Annotated in this window: 23 protein-coding genes; 13 read left to right on the top strand and 10 right to left on the bottom strand. The window is 51.0% G+C overall.

Features of this window, described 5'->3' with window-relative positions; genetic code table 11:
• Window positions 1-21 precede the first annotated feature (21 nt).
• On the top strand, window positions 22-867 hold the full coding sequence (locus tag ABJU74_RS00005; RefSeq protein ID WP_348385508.1) for an enoyl-CoA hydratase/isomerase family protein: 846 nt from the start codon (window positions 22-24) through the stop codon (window positions 865-867).
• Between the two features lie 141 nt (window positions 868-1008).
• Here ABJU74_RS00005 and ABJU74_RS00010 read toward each other — a convergent pair whose 3' ends face one another.
• The gene (locus ABJU74_RS00010) at window positions 1009-1914 is read right to left on the bottom strand and encodes an alpha/beta hydrolase (protein ID WP_348385509.1); all 906 of its coding nucleotides are present in this window, start codon (window positions 1912-1914) and stop codon (window positions 1009-1011) included.
• Between the two features lie 225 nt (window positions 1915-2139).
• Here ABJU74_RS00010 and ABJU74_RS00015 point away from each other — a divergent pair, with 225 nt between their 5' ends.
• Window positions 2140-3381: a hypothetical protein gene (locus tag ABJU74_RS00015; protein WP_348385510.1), complete on the top strand. Its 1242-nt coding sequence runs from the start codon at window positions 2140-2142 to the stop codon at window positions 3379-3381.
• A 115-nt stretch (window positions 3382-3496) separates the two neighbouring features.
• On the opposite strand, the gene ABJU74_RS00020 is transcribed toward ABJU74_RS00015, so the two are convergent.
• Window positions 3497-4039, bottom strand: a complete 543-nt coding sequence (locus ABJU74_RS00020) for a lipocalin family protein (protein ID WP_348385511.1) — start codon at window positions 4037-4039, stop codon at window positions 3497-3499.
• A gap of 115 nt (window positions 4040-4154) precedes the next feature.
• On the opposite strand from ABJU74_RS00020, the gene ABJU74_RS00025 reads away from it, so the two are divergent.
• Complete coding sequence (locus ABJU74_RS00025) at window positions 4155-4625, top strand: hypothetical protein (protein WP_348385512.1); 471 nt, start codon at window positions 4155-4157, stop codon at window positions 4623-4625.
• Here the strand turns inward: ABJU74_RS00025 and ABJU74_RS00030 are convergent.
• From ABJU74_RS00030 to ABJU74_RS00040, 3 genes are all read right to left on the bottom strand, one after another.
• Entirely contained in the window at window positions 4622-5836 is a 1215-nt protein-coding gene (locus tag ABJU74_RS00030) for a GGDEF domain-containing protein (RefSeq protein WP_348385513.1), read from the bottom strand. The genes ABJU74_RS00025 and ABJU74_RS00030 overlap by 4 nt on opposite strands.
• A gap of 97 nt (window positions 5837-5933) precedes the next feature.
• Window positions 5934-6770: a caspase family protein gene (locus ABJU74_RS00035; protein WP_348385514.1), complete on the bottom strand. Its 837-nt coding sequence runs from the start codon at window positions 6768-6770 to the stop codon at window positions 5934-5936.
• Window positions 6767-7786: a hypothetical protein gene (locus tag ABJU74_RS00040; RefSeq protein ID WP_348385515.1), complete on the bottom strand. Its 1020-nt coding sequence runs from the start codon at window positions 7784-7786 to the stop codon at window positions 6767-6769. The genes ABJU74_RS00035 and ABJU74_RS00040 overlap by 4 nt, the downstream gene beginning before the upstream one ends.
• A gap of 1 nt (window position 7787) precedes the next feature.
• Between ABJU74_RS00040 and ABJU74_RS00045 the strand changes: the two genes are divergently transcribed.
• The 4 genes from ABJU74_RS00045 to ABJU74_RS00060 all read left to right on the top strand — a co-directional run bounded on the left by ABJU74_RS00045 (window position 7788) and on the right by ABJU74_RS00060 (window position 10299).
• The gene (locus ABJU74_RS00045; RefSeq protein ID WP_348385516.1) at window positions 7788-8120 is read left to right on the top strand and encodes a hypothetical protein; all 333 of its coding nucleotides are present in this window, start codon (window positions 7788-7790) and stop codon (window positions 8118-8120) included.
• Window positions 8121-8238: 118 nt separating this feature from the next.
• Window positions 8239-8571, top strand: coding sequence for a DUF2834 domain-containing protein (locus tag ABJU74_RS00050; protein ID WP_348385517.1), 333 nt, complete (start codon window positions 8239-8241; stop codon window positions 8569-8571).
• A 77-nt stretch (window positions 8572-8648) separates the two neighbouring features.
• Window positions 8649-9614 (top strand): cyclase family protein, encoded by a 966-nt coding sequence (locus tag ABJU74_RS00055; RefSeq protein WP_348385518.1) that lies wholly within the window; start codon window positions 8649-8651, stop codon window positions 9612-9614.
• Between the two features lie 34 nt (window positions 9615-9648).
• Complete coding sequence (locus ABJU74_RS00060) at window positions 9649-10299, top strand: chromophore lyase CpcT/CpeT (RefSeq protein WP_348385519.1); 651 nt, start codon at window positions 9649-9651, stop codon at window positions 10297-10299.
• A 64-nt stretch (window positions 10300-10363) separates the two neighbouring features.
• On the opposite strand, the gene ABJU74_RS00065 is transcribed toward ABJU74_RS00060, so the two are convergent.
• A complete protein-coding gene (locus ABJU74_RS00065; protein ID WP_348385520.1) occupies window positions 10364-10513 on the bottom strand; it encodes a hypothetical protein in 150 nt (49 codons plus the stop codon).
• A gap of 155 nt (window positions 10514-10668) precedes the next feature.
• Here ABJU74_RS00065 and ABJU74_RS00070 point away from each other — a divergent pair, with 155 nt between their 5' ends.
• Window positions 10669-12120 (top strand): MFS transporter, encoded by a 1452-nt coding sequence (locus ABJU74_RS00070; protein ID WP_348385521.1) that lies wholly within the window; start codon window positions 10669-10671, stop codon window positions 12118-12120.
• On the opposite strand, the gene ABJU74_RS00075 is transcribed toward ABJU74_RS00070, so the two are convergent.
• Both ABJU74_RS00075 and ABJU74_RS00080 read right to left on the bottom strand, forming a co-directional pair.
• Window positions 12117-12554, bottom strand: a complete 438-nt coding sequence (locus tag ABJU74_RS00075) for a DoxX family protein (protein ID WP_348385522.1) — start codon at window positions 12552-12554, stop codon at window positions 12117-12119. The two genes, ABJU74_RS00070 and ABJU74_RS00075, sit on opposite strands and share 4 nt — an antisense overlap.
• Window positions 12551-13207 (bottom strand): hypothetical protein, encoded by a 657-nt coding sequence (locus tag ABJU74_RS00080; RefSeq protein ID WP_348385523.1) that lies wholly within the window; start codon window positions 13205-13207, stop codon window positions 12551-12553. The genes ABJU74_RS00075 and ABJU74_RS00080 overlap by 4 nt, the downstream gene beginning before the upstream one ends.
• A gap of 78 nt (window positions 13208-13285) precedes the next feature.
• On the opposite strand from ABJU74_RS00080, the gene ABJU74_RS00085 reads away from it, so the two are divergent.
• The 3 genes from ABJU74_RS00085 to ABJU74_RS00095 all read left to right on the top strand — a co-directional run bounded on the left by ABJU74_RS00085 (window position 13286) and on the right by ABJU74_RS00095 (window position 15291).
• Window positions 13286-13756: a DUF3429 domain-containing protein gene (locus tag ABJU74_RS00085; protein ID WP_348385524.1), complete on the top strand. Its 471-nt coding sequence runs from the start codon at window positions 13286-13288 to the stop codon at window positions 13754-13756.
• Window positions 13757-13977: 221 nt separating this feature from the next.
• Entirely contained in the window at window positions 13978-14184 is a 207-nt protein-coding gene (locus tag ABJU74_RS00090) for a cold-shock protein (RefSeq protein ID WP_348385525.1), read from the top strand.
• A gap of 123 nt (window positions 14185-14307) precedes the next feature.
• Complete coding sequence (locus tag ABJU74_RS00095) at window positions 14308-15291, top strand: alpha/beta fold hydrolase (protein ID WP_348385526.1); 984 nt, start codon at window positions 14308-14310, stop codon at window positions 15289-15291.
• On the opposite strand, the gene ABJU74_RS00100 is transcribed toward ABJU74_RS00095, so the two are convergent.
• Together ABJU74_RS00100 and ung are read right to left on the bottom strand one after the other, a co-directional pair.
• Window positions 15288-15635, bottom strand: a complete 348-nt coding sequence (locus ABJU74_RS00100; protein ID WP_348385527.1) for a DUF962 domain-containing protein — start codon at window positions 15633-15635, stop codon at window positions 15288-15290. The genes ABJU74_RS00095 and ABJU74_RS00100 overlap by 4 nt on opposite strands.
• Window positions 15636-15670: 35 nt before the next feature.
• Window positions 15671-16375, bottom strand: coding sequence for a uracil-DNA glycosylase (ung, locus tag ABJU74_RS00105; RefSeq protein ID WP_348385528.1), 705 nt, complete (start codon window positions 16373-16375; stop codon window positions 15671-15673).
• 129 nt (window positions 16376-16504) lie between these two features.
• Here ung and ABJU74_RS00110 point away from each other — a divergent pair, with 129 nt between their 5' ends.
• Window positions 16505-17638, top strand: a complete 1134-nt coding sequence (locus tag ABJU74_RS00110) for a beta-ketoacyl-ACP synthase III (RefSeq protein ID WP_348385529.1) — start codon at window positions 16505-16507, stop codon at window positions 17636-17638.
• 13 nt (window positions 17639-17651) lie between these two features.
• Complete coding sequence (locus ABJU74_RS00115; protein ID WP_348385530.1) at window positions 17652-18056, top strand: GFA family protein; 405 nt, start codon at window positions 17652-17654, stop codon at window positions 18054-18056.
• Window positions 18057-18063: the final 7 nt, after the last annotated feature.

Genomic DNA, 18063 nt, shown 5'->3' on the forward strand with positions numbered 1-18063 from the left:
CTCAACTGAAAGGATACTCTCATGAAATATGAAGGATTTACAACATTTTCCACCAATCAGGACGGCGCAATTCTAACCGTCACCTTCGACTTTGGCACCGTCAACGTCCAAGGTCAGGAAATGCTCGCTGACCTTAACAGCCTGGCTATGCGTCTTGAGCGTGACCGTGAAACCAAAGTCGTGGTTTTCCAGTCTGCAAATCCTGAAATCTGGGTCTGTCACTATGACACCGAACTTCTGAAAGACATGTCGGACGAAGCCGTATCACGTCAGGACGTACAACTTCTTGACCTTCAAGCAGTCTGCGAGCGCATTAGCAAAGTTCCTCAAGCAACCATTGCCAAACTCGAAGGTTTCGCGCGCGGCGGTGGTCATGAATTGGCTTTGGCTCTCGACATGCGCTTCGCGGCACGTGGCAAATATAAATTCATGCAGATGGAAGTTGGCATGGGAATCTTGCCATGCGGCGGCGGTGCATCACGCATGGCCCGCCAAACCGGCCTCGGTAAAGCGCTTGAGGTAATCCTAAGCGCGCAAGATTATGATGCAGATGACGCTGTACGTCTTGGTACAATCAACAAGGCTCTGAATCCCGATGAGATCGGCGAATATGTTGACAATCTTGCTAAGCGCATTGCGCAATTCCCGGCGGAATCTATCAATGCCTGTAAGCAGATGGTTTACGAGTCCATTGATAAGCCCATTGATGAAGCGTTGAAAGCCGAAGCCTACTGGCTCTATCAAGCGACTAGCAAGACACCCGCCGTGAAGCGCTTCCGCATTGCTGACGAACAGGGCCTCGAGCATGACATGGAGAACCAACGCAACTGGGGAAATCTTGTTATGGATGTTCAGGACATCAATTAGATTCTAGATATATTGGCTTTGAGAAGTCCGGCCCAGCATTTTGGGCCGGATTTTTTTAATATGCTTAGAACTATATGATTTGTGAGTGCCTTATGTTCTGACCGGACATAAGCTTTTGGCATCATCACCCCAAAAATGATTCTATTTTGAACGCAACATAAATTCAGAAATTTGGTGCATCACCTCTTTTCCCTCTGGAATCGGGATCACCATCCAGACATGGAACATATCTGAATATTCATGATATTCGAAATTTGCGCCCACGCTTTCCAAAGCAGTTCGGAAACGCTTGGAATCTGGCCATAGAACATCTGCCGAACCAGTAAAAATTTGCATGGGTGGTAGCCGATTATGCGTTCCAAATAATGGGCTAACTCTAGGATCTTTTATATCCAAACCCCCGGCGTACAACTCTCCGAATTTTCTCAATCCGGATATAGAGATCATCGGATCATGCTTTTCTATCTCTGGTTGATCGGGATGCGTTGCCGTGACATCCAGCCAAGGCGATAACAGGATCATGCGACCGGGTGAAGAACTCTCGCTATCACGCAGTGTGTGAGCGAGCGCCAAAGACAATCCTCCTCCGGCGCTATCTCCCATAACCGTTATATTTGCCGCGCCATGTTTTTCGGCAAGCCGCTCAAAAAGCTTCTGCATTTTGGGAATTAATGCATCGCATTGGTGCTCCGGCGCGAGCGGATAGATAGGAGCGGTCACGCTTGCCCCGGTAGCTTCAATCAGCCGTCCAATAAAATTCCAGTGCGCCCATGACATATCCATCACATATCCTCCGCCATGCAAGTACAGGACGTGGTGCTGGCTTTGTCGAGCACCTGCTCTTGGAGCAATCGCGAACACTCGATATCCGTCAACTCGTTCTTCCAACACGTCAAACTTCCGTCTGAAGCGTTTCGATGGCAAGTCAGGACCTTTTTCGCGAAGCTTCTCTATCTTCGCCTGTACTTCGGACGGATTTGAAAAAAACGTCTTCGTGCCAGTTAACGGCAACAGACGATTGACGATACGAGCGCGCAATGAAACCATGACACACCTAAGCGCAATCTCAATGTAAAGGCAAATAACGATGCCAGCGGGTATCCGCTTTTGCGCCCAAAGCAGACATTAGCCTTGTGATTGCTACATCCTGAAAGCGAACACTAACTTTTGCCCTGTCTAATGACTGAAATTGGAGTGGGAAACGGACGTAGATTTACTTTCATATTTCCTGTTGGAAGCGTAAGGGATGGCTGAACGGGAAGGGAAACTGAGATGCGCTTAGAGATTGTACACTTACGTTACAAAATGGGGATCAGCGTATGTCTAGCAGTTAGCGCAATCCTCGCGTTTCCGGTGGCACAAGCGCAAGTACTCAGAGAAACGAGTTATCGGCAAGCGGTACAAGCCGCTCCGGATAAACAACACAGTTCTTGCAAAGACCGAACCGACGACTGGGTTACCGAACTGCCCGGCTTTACAAAAAGCGCCCGTTTTACCCTAAACAAAAGGCGCGACACGGCGCTGGTTTTTGAAGGCCGTAAATTTCAACTCATCGATGTTGTCAGCGGCAAACCCAAAACGCCCAAACCCAATTTTCTGGATCCTGATCAGGAAATTGTTGATGTCGTTTATTCCGATACAAATGAAATTGCAGATCAAATGGAGTTCACGTTCAGCGACGGCAATTTCTACTTCGCGATTAATGGCCCAAGATCAGCCGGCGTGGGGCACCTTACCGACCCATTGGGCGAAAAGAAGCTCAATCAGTCTTTCAGGTCTGGCGGCGTATATGGGCTGGTGAGAGTTACCGCTCTGAATACGCTTAGTGGAACGCGCCTAATTGTCTATGGTACGTACAGCGATGGATCACATTGGGCAACTTATTGGAACAAGGCCTCTTTGGGGGATACGCTGAAAATATTTAACCTCACCGAAGAAGTGCCAATTGCTACTGAATGCAACAAATATAACCGCTGCGGTGTCGTTAGTAAATTGGGCTCAAGATTGATTTTCAGAGTCTACCTTCAAGGAATTGTTGTCCATACCGGCGCCAGCACTTGGGATACCCGCGGTCACTATGGCAGCGCCCACGTTATGGACCCCTATCTAGATAAGAGCATGTTTGTTCTTACGGACAAAGACGGCTTTTTCTTTGGATGGGCTTCATACGACGAAGCTAGTATTTGGAAAAAGTTGCAAGTCAAAACCACGCCACTACAAGATGTGAAGCCCAGTCTTCACTTGTTGCCGCGTTCCGACAGCGTCGTGAACGAATTTTTCACATATGACGGATCTACAATCCGCGAATTCAATTCCGCTCGTAAGATTATTTGCACGTCCAAATTGAACAAATCACGGACGTTGGCTTCGGGCTTTCGAAATTTTCAGGTGACGCCTTTGGGCGATCGGGACGCCGACTATCTGGGCACGGCTTTGAGCGGAGGGAAGCTCTATATGAGGCGAATTGTTAAACCCAAGCAGGCACTCGAACCGCTGGTCATATTCGGGAATTGAGCGGGGCAAGCTTATTGTCCGAAAGTGTGATTACGGTGACAGTTTCGATTACGGATTACTGTGACAGTTCACTAAACGCCCATAACTCTCCGACAACCAACCAAAACTAACATCCTCAACCCTGATCCGTAACCCTCACCAAACTCCAGTCATAACCCATCTCCTTCACGCGCGCTTCAATCCGAGCGCGCACCCCCGGCTCGGGTTGCGCCTGACGCGTGAGCATCCACAAGTAACGTCCGCTGGGTTCGCCGACTATCGCCCAGCTATAATCGTCCGCACGGTCCAGCACCCAATAATCGCCGTAAAATGGGCCGAAGAAGGAGACTTTAAGCTTTGCGTTCTGGCTATTCTCGACAATTTTTGCTTTGCCGTTTGCGGTGGAGGTTTTGCCGTCTTTGGTGCAGCTGTTGATGACTTTTATCTTGCCGTCATCCCTCAGGGAATAATCGGCGGTTACCCCGTCACAGTCTTTTTGGAACGGTGCTTCATAGCGCGCCATTTCAAACCATTTGCCGAGATAGCGATCCAGTTCCACCGCCTTGGCGGGCTCAGGCACTGCATTATTGCCAACGGGTCCGGGCTTGCCAGCGCAGGCGCTGATCAGGGCAAAGGGTAATAGGCTAAGCGCAAGCTTTTGTTTGGCCGATAGGGTCATGATGGTCTCCATTCTGTTGCAGCATAGCTAGCGCGGCGTGAGCCCATTATGAATATGGGTTTTGGTGCACAAAATTCCATGATATGCTCTCGCGAAACCAGCATAAGGTAACGCCATGAACCTCCTATCCAACCCCACCCTCAAATGGGTCCACTTCACCGACGCGGATAAGCGCTTCGCCTATCCCATCGACTATCACGGTGCGGTTCTTTCCGTGCGGCCGGACGCGGATGGTGGGGGCGGGCATATTGATCTGCTCTACCGCTGGGAGCCGAACGCCTATTGCCATTTCCACCGCCATGTCTGCGCGACCACCTCCACGGTGCTGGCGGGCGAGCTGCATGTGGTGGACTATGAGGGCGGCGTGGTTGGCGAGAAGCGCATTCGCGCGGCTGGTGATTATGCCGCGAAGGATCCGGGCGATGTCCATATGGAACATGGCGGGCCGGGTGGCGCGCTAGTGCTGTTCAACCTCTATGCGCCCGATGGCAAGCTGGCCGACTTTCTTGGCCCCGATGGCGAGACGCTGACCACCATCACGCTGGAAGACATGACCACCGGGCGGATTGCGCGGCAGGCGGCTTAAGCGGCGCGGGCGGGCTTTATGACTTTGCTGTCGCTGGCGTCCGCGCAGATGACGCGGTTGCGGCCCTGTTCCTTGGCTTCATACATGGCGCTGTCTGCGCTTTTGAAGGTGGCGGAAAAGGCGCTCGCGGGGCCATGGGCGATGCCGAGCGATCCGGTCACGCGCAGCCGCGCGGGCCAGTTCTGATGGGTTAGCTTGGCGACGGCCTCACGCAGGGTTTCTGCTATGGCTTGGGCCTGGGTAGCGTCGCTATCGGGCAGGGCGATGATAAATTCTTCCCCGCCCCAGCGCGCGGCCAAGCCATCAGGGGCCGCGGCGTCCAGTGTTTCTTTGATGCAGGCGCTGACCGCCGCGATTACGGCGTCGCCCTGCATATGGCCGTAGTTGTCGTTTATCGCCTTGAAATCATCGATATCGAGCAGGATGACAGGCGTCCGCGTTTCTCCGAGCGCGGCGATGCCCTCTTGCACAGCCGAGCGGTTGAGCAATCCAGTCAAGCTGTCATGGCGCGACAGCCAGGATGTGCGGTGCAATTCCTGCTCCAGTCGCTCACTCAATGCGATCACGCCAATTTCCGCGCGGCAGTTGGAACGCGCCTGCAAGTTGACGGTTTTTGCGACAATGGAGAGAGCGGCGGTCATGCATAACAGCGCGAGCTGCGCAAAATTGCCCATGCCATTGTCGAACAAGAGCAGGCCAGCGATCAGCGCGGCGGCAAATCCGCCGAGCAAGGGAAAGACAATGCCGGCAACCGGTGCGGCGAGCAATATGGAGACAGCCATGGTGACCAAAATGGTGATCCAGCTGGTGAGGGCGGCCTCGGACGTGCCGATAAGCGGTCCGATGAGGATCAGGATCGCGCCCCAAATGGCGCCGCTCAGCGCTTCGGTGAACATCCAAAGCATATGGTGCGCGCGCGGAACTTGACCTGCGTTTACAGCACTGCGCAGCCAAAAAGAGCTGGCCGCAATTGTCAATTGGCAGAGAAATTGCAACACAAGAAGTGTCACTAAAGCGCCGTTTTCCGGTATTTTGAAGGCCATCCACCCGATGAGGACCAGGGGGGTGAGAATTCCCATCTGACCTGCTAATCTTCTCTCCAGTCCATCCAGCAAAAGACGTATACTCACCGCTCGATCCGAAATTTCGGGAAGCTGCTGTGCAATATCCGTCAGACCTGCACGGGATTCGTGCTGCTGATTGCTGGTCATATCGTGCCCCACATCAATAGAGGCTCCGGTGATATGGGATTAACTATAAGAGATAGTTAACGGCGGGAATTGCAGTTTTACGGGCTGGGCGCGTAGCTCAAGGAATGGGCAAGGCGCGCATGCCCGCGAGAAACACGTCAAAGGGCAAGTCGCCTTGCCGCCAAGGCGATTGGCGACCGTCGGTTTTGCGGTTCACCTTTATGGCGGTTTTGCGCATCATCTCGTCGAGAGACTGCCGCTTTTTAATCTCCTTGGCCAAGGCTTTGGCAAATGGACTGCCTTTGCCCGGTTTGTCCCCATCTTCCGCGACATTGCCGGGTTCAGTCGAAAAGAGAACAACCGCTGATAGCCCGCGCAAATTGCCCAATTGTGCTAAGCCAGGTCCCGCCTTTTTTATGTCATTCAGAGTGATGGTTTCGGTATCAATCGAACGGTGCGCACCAGTAATGGTGCGGATGCCAAGGGTGGTTTGACCATCTTTGTCAGCCAGCGGATTGTTGCGACAGGCATCAACCACAATGATGGCGCCCTGGGCCTTTTCGGTCATTTTCTGAACCAGATGATCAAGCGGAATGAGCGACACGCCATCGGATGCGAGAAAATAGTTACGGCCTTCAATTTGAAAGCCATGGCCGGCATAATAAAGCATTGCGACATCGTCAGGGGCAAGGCTGGCGACGAACCGATTAAAGCCGTCTTCCCAATCTTCAACTTGCGGTTCCTTGATCAAGGTCACATTTCTCAATCGGCCTTTTTCCATAGCCGACACAATAAGATCAGCATCTGCAATAGGATTGGCGAGCAGCAGTTCAGGATCGGTATCGATCAAGTCATAGTTGGATGCCATGACCAGGACACGCACTTCTGCCCGGGCGAATTGAATGGGACTGATCAAGGCAACCGCCAAGCAGAGAAAGGCAAGTCGAATAATCATAACCGCAAGGATAAGCCCATATTGACTCCGTGATTAACCCGCGCATCACTAAAGGAAAAACTGCCTGAGAGGGGGAAGAAGAAAATCGCCCGATAGCGCACATCCAAGCTGAGATTGTCGGTGAGCAACAATTGTGCGCCAACCGCAATGTCCGGGCCAGCGCTAAATTCCCCACTGCGGCTGGTCTGATTGATACCGATGACATCCTGATTAACATCAAATAGCGTATCGGTAACGGTATAGTTCGGTTGGTAGCTCGCATGAGCCATGCCATTGAAAAAGGCGGTGAGCGACTGATTGACCGGTACGAAGGCGGTGACGCCGGTGCGGAGGCTAAATGTTTCCAAGGTCGAACTGGTGTTAAGCCGTTGCGGAGTGGGCCTCGCATCTACCAATTGCGGCGGCAATTCGGTCCCGAGTATATCAGCAATAAACACGTCGATATTGTTGGTCTCCCGCAGAGATACTGTCACCGGACCGCCGGTTTCGAGGCGCTCATATCGCAGTCCGCCGAAAATGGCGAATTTCTCGTTGAGGCGCCTTTGCCACGTAAATTCGACATCGTATCGGTCGGTATCTATGCGGTCATTGGCGCGGAGAATGGCGACATCATCAATGGCAATATCGCCGGCAAATAAGGTCGATGAGGATCCGAATATGGTGTTGATCGTGCTGTTGCCGCTGCCGGCCATAGCGGTAAAGGTGAACTGGTTTTTGTCGCCCACAAAGGTAATCGCGCCGCCAACCATCGGAAAGGTTGTCTGTTCGGTCAATCGGCCGGATCCTTCATCGCGACTTTTTATAAAGCCGTCGGGATCAACCGTTTGAATAACTGCGGTACGTTCCGCATCTACAGCTGGATCAGGGCGGATATTATCTGCCAGTTCAGACACCCTCAAATTGCTATTGTCGAAATAATAGGAAAAGCGAGGACTGATGATCACTTCCGCTTGGGCGGCAGGTGCGATGGCGACCAAAATGCCGACCACTGCTGATGAAATGACAGAGAATTTCATAATGGAACCAGTCCCCCCAGAATTTGATGACTGCTTGTTTATGGCTATCGGCAGCAATAGGCAATTGGCTTGTGATCTAGATCATAGAGAAGCGAAAAATTGCTTGGGGATATTAGTTGGTGGTAGGTTGTTCCGATTGGCTATCGGCCGCAGCAAAGCTGAAATTGGGGATGTGCATAAGGAATATGGCGGGCCGGTAGCAGCAATGATACTCATCAATCTTGGTGCATTCGATGGCCGGCTTGCCGATTTTTCTGGACCGGATGGAGACATGCTGAAGATATTTACGCGAACGAATATGATCCGTAGTTTAATTGCCTGGCACGTGGCTTGAATCGCGCGCTGAACCAAATTGTAGGCTATTCGAAATAGAATAATCATAATATAATAATATATAAAATACAATTGGATGACAAAGGTAATTAATATTATATATAAGGATTGGAAGCGCTATGTCTGAGACGATTTTCAAGGTGACAATTATCGGCGCAGCGATAATATTTGCGGCACTTTTTTCCATCTGGATCATTCCGGCGTTAATCGTCGATCAGGACATTATCGGCGCGTTTGCTGCTGGTTTTGTAAACCCTTATTCCAGTGGATATTCTGCCGATGTTCTTGCCTGCTGGGTGATTTTGGCCGCTTGGATAGCTTATGAAGCCAAAGTTCATAAGATCCGCCACGGCTGGATTTGCGCTTTATTGGGAATCATTCCCGGCGTCGCTGTGGGCTTTGCCCTTTACCTGCTCGTGCGGATGCGACAGAGCGGTGGTCGCAAAATATAAGCGGCACACGACCTGCGATGGCGTGCGTTGCTATCTGCTCACCTTGTGATAGTCTCGCGTGAAAAGGGAGAGCGATAATGCGGACGCGCAAGCAAATTTTGGGATTGATTTTGGCCAGTCTTACTTTGACCGGACCGGCGTTGTCGCAGGCGACTGAAGAACCAGCTGAAAAATCTTGGTATCCCAGCAAATATGGGCCAGATGATCGCAAAGGCGCGATGAACAATCTGTCCGCAGAAGCGACGATTAATGCGGCGAAACTTGTAAGGAGCGGGAAGACTTATGCCTTGGGCGTGGTGACCGGACCGGCGACACCAGCCTATCCTCCGCGATCCTATAGCGCGACCATTTTGCAATCCAATGATGGTGAAGGCGGCGCGATGGGCGCGAATAAGGTGACTGCCCATGATGATATTATCCACAGCTGGGTCGGTATCGGCACGCAAATTGACGGTTTCGCGCATCTCGGAATTAATCACCGTTATTATAATGGGGTAAAAGGCAGTGTCTTTTATACACCGGCTGGGGTCACCCAATTTGGAACTGAGAATATCATCCCGACCGCAACGCGGGGCATATTGCTCGATATGGCCAAATATTATGGCAAAGCTCAACTCGATCCGGGTACGGCTTTTAACCGCAAAGAAATTGATGCCGCTGCCAAAGCGGCCGGCGTAACCATTGGCAAAGGCGATGTGATATTGTTTCACACGGGTTGGTTGACAAAAGCGACGAGCGACCCGCAAGGTTATATTGCGCAGCAACCGGGATTGGGCGTGGAAGGCGCAGAATATTTGGCTTCTCTGGATGTCGTGATGGTCGGCGCAGATACAGCGGCGCTGGAAGCCATTCCGTTTGAAGATCCAACCAAGCCGTTCATCGTCCACCAAACTCTGTTGGCAAAACATGGTGTGCACGTGCTGGAAAGCATCAACACCGCAGAACTGGCTAAAGATGGGGCAACTGAATTTATGTTCGTATTGGGACAACCCCGGTTTAAAGGCGCCGTTCAAATGGTGATCAATCCCATTGCCATTCGCTGAAGATGAGTATCGGGCTTCGCGCCCATTCAGGCGCATGGATCTGTTGGTTGGCATTTTGTCATGTGCTGCTTGCACATCAAGCCCACAGACTATCACCGTGCCTCCATTTGCGGCTGCTGAAGAAGCCAAAGATCCCGCGCAACAGCTAGCGGCGATGATGGCGGGAAAATTTACTGAATCGGGCGACACACCCATTTATGATTTCCGTTTCCCCTTACCGGCAATGGGGAAGGGGCAGTGGATCTATTATCAACGCGACCGGGGAAAACGAGAAGCTGGGGATAAAAGAACCGCTTATCGCCAGCGGGTGTTCCAGCTTCTGACGCAGCCGAACGGAATGGTCACGCAAATTACATGGCGGCTGAAAAATCCTGATGCCTATAACACGGCTTCCCACAATCCGAGACAATTGCTATCGTTGAAACACTCCGCACTGGTTAGAATGTTTACCAAAGGATGTGAACAGCGTTGGACATATGATGGTGTTCAATGGAGCGGACGGGTTGATCCCAAAAGCTGCATGATTTTTTCTAAACGCCGTAACCGGACCATCGCGATCGGTTCCCAAACGAATTTGTCTCAAAAGGGATTGCAAGAAGCGGAGCGCGGCTTTGATTTGGACGGCAATCAATTATGGGGCACCGCGCCAGGCGCCTATTCCGAAATGCTGCGAACCGACCCGTGAAACGATCGAAAATTCGCCAAACTTGCGGTCAAGACGAATGGCAAAGCTTGGGCAAAAAGGGACATTAAGACAAAGCCGGAATAATCCAAGCCAAAGACATCGCCACCAATGCGGCAATCATTGAAAAGGCTAAAACCCATCGCACGCCTTGTGGACGGGTTTTGTTGCTCGCTTCTTTTTCCGTAACTAAAATTTCATCGCCATGGCGTTCCATAGGGGGCTCCTTTTCAGCTGTGCCCCGGCATCTTCATAGCATAAACTGCTTTTCATTGCAGAAATTTGTCTCGGTGTTCGTCTCTTGTAAAAGACCGCAACCTGTTTAGGACGGGATGAACCAATACCAATAAGGTAGGTCTAACGGGGGATGCTGTGGATAAAACAGTCAGCATGATGGATGCCAAGCCGTCACTATGGACCAAATTGGCCTATGGGTTTGGGTCGGTTGCCTATGGTATAAAAGATGGCGGTTTTCAGTATTTTTTGCTGATATTTTACGCGCAGGTCATTGGACTTAATGCCCAACTTGTCGGTTTGGCAATTTTGATCGCATTGGTGGCCGATGCCATTAGTGATCCCATTGTTGGCTATTGGTCAGACAATTTTAGATCTCGCTGGGGCCGCCGGCATCCTTTCATGTATGCGGCCGCCATACCCGTCGCTGTTAGCTATTATTTCCTCTGGAATCCGCCCGAAAGCTGGAGCAATGCGCAATTATTTTGGTATGTCCTGTTACTGTCTATCCTGATCCGGACATTTATCACCATATATGAGACGCCCAGCACCGCCTTGGCACCCGAGATGACACAAGATTATGATGAGCGTAGTTCGGTAATTGGTTTTCGATGGTTCTTTGGCTGGCTTGGGGGCAATACCATGGCAATTGCGATGTTTATTCTCATCTTTCCGGCTTTTGTAACCGCAGCCATTAGCAATGGCCAATTTAACCGCGATGCTTATGCGACGTACGGATTTATCGCTTCTCTGATCATATTCGGAGCGATCATGGTCTCGGCACTGGGAACACATCATTTAATCCCCAAGCTGCGACAGCCGCCAGCGAAACGAAAAATCACATCGGGTCTCATGTTCCGTGAAATTTTTGAAACTTTGTCTAGTCGTTCATTCGCGGCATTGTTCTTTGCCAGCCTCTTGGGATTTATCGCATCGGGATTGGCGGGAAGTTTGAATTTTTATTTTGCCACTTATTTTTGGGGCTTCAGTCCCGAACAGATTGGATTAATCTCTCTTTGTGTCACCATTTCAACGTTTATCGGCTTGTTCCTCGCGCCTTATATTACCCGGACGATCGGTAAGAAACGCGGTGCGATAGTAATTGGCCTCATTGCGTTTACAGGCGCACCGACGCCAATCTTGCTGCGCTTGCTGGACATTTTGCCCGGCAATGAATCTCAATTTGTGTTTTGGTTTGTTTTGGTTGCCACCACAATCGATGTCGGACTGATTATCTGTTACCAGATATTATCTGCCTCGATGATCGCCGATCTGGTTGAACAAGCGGAATTAAAAACAGGGCGCCGGTCAGAAGGCATATTCTTTGCCGCGACAACCTTCATTCGCAAATGCGGTATTGGTATTGGCATCATCTTGGCCAGTTTTGTTCTGGGCGTGGTTGGGTTGGAATCCGGTGCAGGCCAAGGGGAAGTGTCACAAGGTGCCATAGTCGGACTTGGTACGGTTTATGTTCCTCTTATACTTGCGTTGTGGTTGACCATGATCTCGGTCATAAGCCGATATAAGCTAGACCGTGCAGGTCATGAGGAAAATCTTCGGCAATTGCGCGCGGGGGCATTATCTGACTAATTTTTTTCGGTCTTAAATGGCCAGTTAATCACATTGCCGGCAAGAAGCGCCCACCAGATAAACACCGGTTGAAACAGCAACCGAGGGCCATGATAGGCCCAGCCCATTGTCTGCCCGCCCAGAGCTATATTGTTTATCGCATGATTGATATTGGCGGGGAAAACACACAGTGCATAAAGGGCCAAGCCGATCCCGGCCGCATAGCGCATGTAGGGAATGCGCGTGGGCGGAATCATTAATCCGATTGCACCCAAAATTTCAGCAATGCCGGTCCAAAATATTATCTGATCGGGATAGGGAACCCAAATCGGGGTTATCGCAAGAAACCCTTCGGGGCTGTTGATATGCGCTATTCCAGCAATCAGATAAATGACTGCCAGCAAAATTCGGAACACGCTTTTGAGAAGAGAATCCTTGGCGAAAGGTTCGCTCAATTCTCGTCACCCCAAGGCGGTGGCGGAATGTCGATGGATTTGGCGAGATCAAATTCAACCCTAAAAAAGCGTCCACCCGCGTCTTCGGGGCGTCGCAATTCATAAGCAAAACGAGCATTGGGCGTTCCAGGGGGACTAATTTCCATGGCCCAGATATTGGTCACCGACTGTTGCAATTCATTGGCTTCGAACAATGTGATCGACTCATCATCTACGGGGAATTCTTGCCGTTGCTGCGTTCCAGCCGTTTCTGTGTCCCCGCCATAATTGGTCACAACATCAAGGGAGCCATCTTCATGGCGGTGGCGGTGTTTTAACCGCAAGCCATTTTCTGTGCGGGTTATCGTCCAAGTTCGAGAGCGATTCCAGCTGCCATCATTTTCGCTGATGTGAAACGGAATTTGGATTTCATTTTGATCACAAGTGGCAACATGCATGGCCATGGGTTGCCCGCTCATCTCGGCATCAACCTCTTGATCTGACACCAGCTGACCGGGATAGGCCTTGCCGCACAAAATCGACAAATGTTCAAAAAACATATCTTGTGCCGAGGGTTCCGGCGCAACAGGCGGTGCACTGGGTTCACAAGCGGTTAGAGTGAATGCGAGCAATATAGCAGGCATGGCCAAAGAGAATTTTTGTATCTGTATCATAGTGTGAATGGCTACACGGAATGGAGGCGAAACAAAAGCATTACCAACGTGGCCAACACAAACATATATGGTTACACAATGCGGATGTTGAATCATATTCCATCGGCGCCGCGCCTGCTTGGTCTTGCCGGTTTGTTGCCGCCGCTCTTTTTTGCCTTTGCGATCCTCTTTGGTCCCGCGCCATGGCAATGGACTGCTCTGGCATTAGCTTATGCCTATGCAGCCCTTATCTTTAGCTTTCTAGGCGGTATTTGGTGGGGATTGGCGGCTGCGAATGATGCCGCGCCGGACTGGATATATGGCGCCGCAATTGTGCCCAGCTTAATTGCTTTGGCCAGTTACGCCCCTTGGATATTGGGCTGGTCCTGGCCAGGCCCGTCGATGATGCTTTTGGGTTTTGCGATTTTGGGGTCACCTTGGGTGGATCGCCGATTGGTCGCGGCGGGAGTGGAATCGGGCTGGATGTTGTCTTTGCGCCAGATACTGTCCTTCGGTTTGGGGGGATTGACGTTGACAATGGCGGCCATTGCAATGGTTTCAACGCCTTAATCGCTCTGATGAACGTATCCCAAGCCGAACACGGTTTGCTATGAGGCCATTACGCTGCTATGGCCCGCAACAGCTAATATTCGCGTACGACGAAATTCTTGTTTCGCGGCTCTTGAAAAAGCCTGCATGCTCTTTTTTCCTGCTTCTCGACGTTGGCCACCCCGTTTGGTCTGCCGCAAAGCAGTTCCAGATATAATTAAGTTATGAATAGGAATAAGAATATGCCTACAGGCACCGTAAAATTTTTCAATACAGACAAAGGCTATGGCTTTATTGCTCCCGAAGATGGCGGCGATGACAGCTTTGTGCACATCACTGCTGTACAAGCGGCTGGCATGCAGACGCTCGAAAAAGAGCAACGCATCACTTATGATATTGAAACCGGTAATAATGGCAAGAAAGCAGCTGTAAATCTTCAGCAAGCTTAATGACATTGGCCGATTTGGCCGGTAAAAATTAGAAAGGATGGGAAGGCTCTGGCTTTTCCATCCTTTTTTTGGTCTTAGGCTATATCTGCTGGGGAATCGGCAAAGAGAAATTGGGGCAAGACAATGAAATGGATTTTGCGCATAGGACTGGCTTTGATCGTTTTGTTGGTCGGTGCCTTTTTTCTGTTCCGCACACCGGATACGGATCGGGCAGCGATGATTGCCAAATATAGCAATGACGCCTCGCAATTTGTTGATGATGGCGAGGGCGGCACTATCCATTATCGCGATGAAGGCAATAAAGACGGCCCGGCGCTGCTCTTAATTCATGGTTCCAATAGCATTTTGCAGACTTGGGAGCCGATCGTGGCGCGTCTTGGTGATCAGTATCGGCTGATTTCACTCGACTTATATGGCCACGGACTAACCGGTCCGCAGGCGCAAGGCGACTATAGCGCGGATGCCAATATCGCGGCCGCTGTTAAAGTCCTGGATACTGTCGGTGTGGATCAGGCCTATTGGGTCGGAAACAGCATGGGCGGCTGGCTGTCCTGGCGCGCTGGACTGGCTGTTCCCGATCGGGTGACGGGCTTGGTGCTGATTGACGCATCGGGTGCGCAAACCGGTGAAAAAGTGAAACCTTATCTTGGCGCGCGATTGGCACGATCATCAATCGGGCAGATATTGCTTCCCGAAATCACACCAAAATTTCTGGTGCGCTCCTCGCTTGAGGAAAATTTTGCGCAGCCCGAACGGCTGACTGACATTTTGGTCACGCGCTATTGGGAATTGCTGCGCTTTCCCGGAAACCGGGACGCATCCATCGCGCGAGGCAAAACGAAGCGAGAGCCAGAAAAATGGCAAGAAATCGGATCATTGAAAATGCCGGTGCTGCTGCTCTGGGGCGAACAGGATACAGTTATCCCCATGTCGCACGCAAAAGCGTTTGAGGCGGCCATCACCGGTGCGAAGCTGGTTAGCTATGCAGATGCGGGCCATTTGCCGATGGAGGAAACGCCTGAGCAAGTGGCTCGCGATATTGCGACCTGGATTGCGGGGACCGAGGCGCTCAGCTCTGCGCAACAGGACAAGCAGATCAGCGACTAACGGTCTTCAACGCCCGCTTTTTCGAGTTCGGGCTTGAGCCGACCGGTTAGCCAAAGGCCCCACATTTTAAAATCCGCGGCGAGCGACCAAAGCGGATAGGTGAAGGTGGCGGGGCGATTTTTCTCAATCCGCCAATGTGCCATCCAAGCGAAAAAATAACCAGCCAGCGGCATGGCCAATAAGAGCGGCCAATTAAACGTCACGATGGAATAGACCGCAATCAGCACAACCAGACTGGTGCCGACATAATGCAAGTTGCGGGTCGTTGGCTTCGCATGTTCCTGCAGATAAAAGGGCCAGAATGTCGCAAAGCTCTGATGTTCTTTCTGTCGGTTTTCGGTCATCGTAATTTTCCTGACTAAGATAATTTTCATCTATATCAAATTGGCGGTAAAGACCAGTCAATCGCAGGCAATCCCTGAGCTTTCAGAAATGCATTGGTCTGACTGAAATGACGGCAGCCGAAAAATCCATGATAGGCGGATAGGGGCGATGGGTGGGGGGCTTTCAACACGAGATGGTGCCCGCCTTTTTCGATATCGGATACAAAACTTGCTTTTTTCTGCGCATAGCTGCCCCATAAGAGAAAGACGACGGGATCCGACTTAGCCGCGATGAGTCGGATAATTGCATCGGTAAATTTTTCCCATCCTTTGCCGCGATGGGATGCCGCTTCTGCTTGCTCCACAGTCAAAACGCTGTTGAGCAACAAAACGCCCTGCTTGGCCCAGGGTTCGAGAAATCCATGCTGCGGCCGCTCCATCCCAACATCGCTCGCCAGTTCCTTGTAGATATTCACCAAAGAGGGCGGAGGCCGAACGCCCGGGCGGACGCTGAAGCATAATCCATGCGCTTGTCCGGGGCCATGATAGGGGTCTTGCCCCAATATGACGACTCGCACTTGATCGAGAGGCGTGAGATCAAGTGCCCGAAAATACTCGCTTCCCTTGGGAAAAATAGACTTTCCGGCGGCTTTTTGCTGAAGCAGAAAATCGCGCAGCGCGATCATATATTCGCTAGCGAACTCTCCGCTAAGCGGCGCCTTCCAGCTGTCATGTAAGGTGATGCGATCCGTCTGTGTCATTTTCGATAAATACCAAGATGAAAGCGATTGGCAATCCGTCAGCGACATCGCTTGCTAGTTCCGATCAGGGACTTTACCATGAAGCCATTGAAACAACTTATGTCCCAAGAGTTTAAGAGAATTGAGATTATGACTGACGCTAATACCCCGGTAATTTCGGCCACGGGCTTGTTCACTCCCAGCGACACGATCAGCAATGAAGAATTGGTCTCGAGCTTCAACGCCTATGTCGAGTTGCACAATCGTGAAAATGCCGATGCCATTGCCGCTGGTGATGTTGCGGAACTGCAGCCCAGTTCAGTTGAGTTTATCGAAAAGGCTTCCGGTATTAAGTCGCGCTTTGTTTTGTCAAAAGACCCTATTCTTGATCCGCAAACCATGTGCCCGCAATTGCCGGAACGGTCTGATGATGAAATTTCAATTTTAGCTGAAATAGGTGTTAAAGCAGCGCAGCAAGCGCTCGAAAAAGCCGGCCGCAAGCCCGAGGATGTCGATGCCGTTTTATGCGCCTGTTCCAATCTGCAGCGGGCCTATCCCGCAATAGCGGTTGAAATTCAGGACGCGCTTGGCATCGGAGACGGATTTGGTTTTGATATGAACGTCGCCTGTTCGTCGGCTACTTTTGGCATTCAAACCGCAGCAGATTACATCCGATCGGGCAGTGCTCGGTCGGTATTGGTCATCAACCCTGAAATTTGTTCCGGCCACCTAAATTGGCGCGATCGCGACAGTCATTTTATTTTTGGCGATGTTGCCACCGCAATATTGGTGGAAGCCAAAGATCTGGCCCCAACAGAACATTGGGAAATTGTTGGCACAAAGCTGAAGACACAATTTTCCAATAATATTCGTAACAATTTTGGATTTCTTAATCGCACCAGTCCCGAAACACGTGATAATCCGGATAAGCTATTCGTTCAGGAGGGGCGTAAAGTATTCAAAGAAGTTGTCCCCATGGTGGCACAGATGATCGTCGATCAAGCAGAGCGGCTGGGGATAGAAAATACCGATTTGCGGCGACTTTGGCTGCATCAGGCTAATGCCGGGATGAACCGTTTGATTGCACAAAGAGTGCTCGGCCACGAAGCCAATGATGACGAAAGTCCTACGGTTTTGGATAGCTATGCGAACACTTCATCCGCGGGCTCGATTATCGCTTTTCATAAACATAGCGCGGATCTCCGCGATGGTGATATTGGACTTATTTGTTCCTTTGGCGCAGGATATTCAGCGGGAACGGTTTTTTTGAGAAAAAGCGCATAAACGGGGAAATATAATGACAATGACGGGACAATGCCTTTGTGGATCGGTCAGCTATGCAGTGAGCGGAGAGCCGCAGATGGCTGGAGTTTGTCATTGCAAAAACTGTCAGCGCCAGTCCGGCAGCGCTTATTCTGTTTTATTCGCTGTCGCCAATGACCAATTGGACCTCCAGGGGGATTTGATAATTTACGAAGACACGAGCGATACGGGCAATGTTGTTGAAAGACATTTTTGCGGAAAATGCGGATCCCCGCTGCTTTCAACCTTACCCACTCAACCGGGTGTGACCTTTGTCAAAGCCGGAACCCTGGACGATACCAGTCACCTCAATCCGCAAGTCCATTTTTGGACGAAAAGCGCGCAAGATTGGGTCACGATTGATCCTGAAATCCCACAAATGGCAGGCAATCCGGGTTAGGATCGAA

Source organism: Parasphingorhabdus sp., assembly GCF_039982415.1.
In the GTDB taxonomy this organism is placed as follows: domain Bacteria; phylum Pseudomonadota; class Alphaproteobacteria; order Sphingomonadales; family Sphingomonadaceae; genus Parasphingorhabdus.

Coding starts and splice junctions, on each gene's coding strand:
- ABJU74_RS00005 (WP_348385508.1), top strand. CDS start 22: ATGAAATATGAAGGATTTACAACATTTTCCACCAATCAGGACGGCGCA.
- ABJU74_RS00010 (WP_348385509.1), bottom strand. CDS start 1,914: ATGGTTTCATTGCGCGCTCGTATCGTCAATCGTCTGTTGCCGTTAACT.
- ABJU74_RS00015 (WP_348385510.1), top strand. CDS start 2,140: ATGCGCTTAGAGATTGTACACTTACGTTACAAAATGGGGATCAGCGTA.
- ABJU74_RS00020 (WP_348385511.1), bottom strand. CDS start 4,039: ATGACCCTATCGGCCAAACAAAAGCTTGCGCTTAGCCTATTACCCTTT.
- ABJU74_RS00025 (WP_348385512.1), top strand. CDS start 4,155: ATGAACCTCCTATCCAACCCCACCCTCAAATGGGTCCACTTCACCGAC.
- ABJU74_RS00030 (WP_348385513.1), bottom strand. CDS start 5,836: ATGACCAGCAATCAGCAGCACGAATCCCGTGCAGGTCTGACGGATATT.
- ABJU74_RS00035 (WP_348385514.1), bottom strand. CDS start 6,770: ATGATTATTCGACTTGCCTTTCTCTGCTTGGCGGTTGCCTTGATCAGT.
- ABJU74_RS00040 (WP_348385515.1), bottom strand. CDS start 7,786: ATGAAATTCTCTGTCATTTCATCAGCAGTGGTCGGCATTTTGGTCGCC.
- ABJU74_RS00045 (WP_348385516.1), top strand. CDS start 7,788: ATGGAACCAGTCCCCCCAGAATTTGATGACTGCTTGTTTATGGCTATC.
- ABJU74_RS00050 (WP_348385517.1), top strand. CDS start 8,239: ATGTCTGAGACGATTTTCAAGGTGACAATTATCGGCGCAGCGATAATA.
- ABJU74_RS00055 (WP_348385518.1), top strand. CDS start 8,649: ATGCGGACGCGCAAGCAAATTTTGGGATTGATTTTGGCCAGTCTTACT.
- ABJU74_RS00060 (WP_348385519.1), top strand. CDS start 9,649: ATGGATCTGTTGGTTGGCATTTTGTCATGTGCTGCTTGCACATCAAGC.
- ABJU74_RS00065 (WP_348385520.1), bottom strand. CDS start 10,513: ATGGAACGCCATGGCGATGAAATTTTAGTTACGGAAAAAGAAGCGAGC.
- ABJU74_RS00080 (WP_348385523.1), bottom strand. CDS start 13,207: ATGATACAGATACAAAAATTCTCTTTGGCCATGCCTGCTATATTGCTC.
- ABJU74_RS00085 (WP_348385524.1), top strand. CDS start 13,286: ATGCGGATGTTGAATCATATTCCATCGGCGCCGCGCCTGCTTGGTCTT.
- ABJU74_RS00090 (WP_348385525.1), top strand. CDS start 13,978: ATGCCTACAGGCACCGTAAAATTTTTCAATACAGACAAAGGCTATGGC.
- ABJU74_RS00095 (WP_348385526.1), top strand. CDS start 14,308: ATGAAATGGATTTTGCGCATAGGACTGGCTTTGATCGTTTTGTTGGTC.
- ABJU74_RS00100 (WP_348385527.1), bottom strand. CDS start 15,635: ATGACCGAAAACCGACAGAAAGAACATCAGAGCTTTGCGACATTCTGG.
- ung (WP_348385528.1), bottom strand. CDS start 16,375: ATGACACAGACGGATCGCATCACCTTACATGACAGCTGGAAGGCGCCG.
- ABJU74_RS00110 (WP_348385529.1), top strand. CDS start 16,505: ATGACTGACGCTAATACCCCGGTAATTTCGGCCACGGGCTTGTTCACT.
- ABJU74_RS00115 (WP_348385530.1), top strand. CDS start 17,652: ATGACAATGACGGGACAATGCCTTTGTGGATCGGTCAGCTATGCAGTG.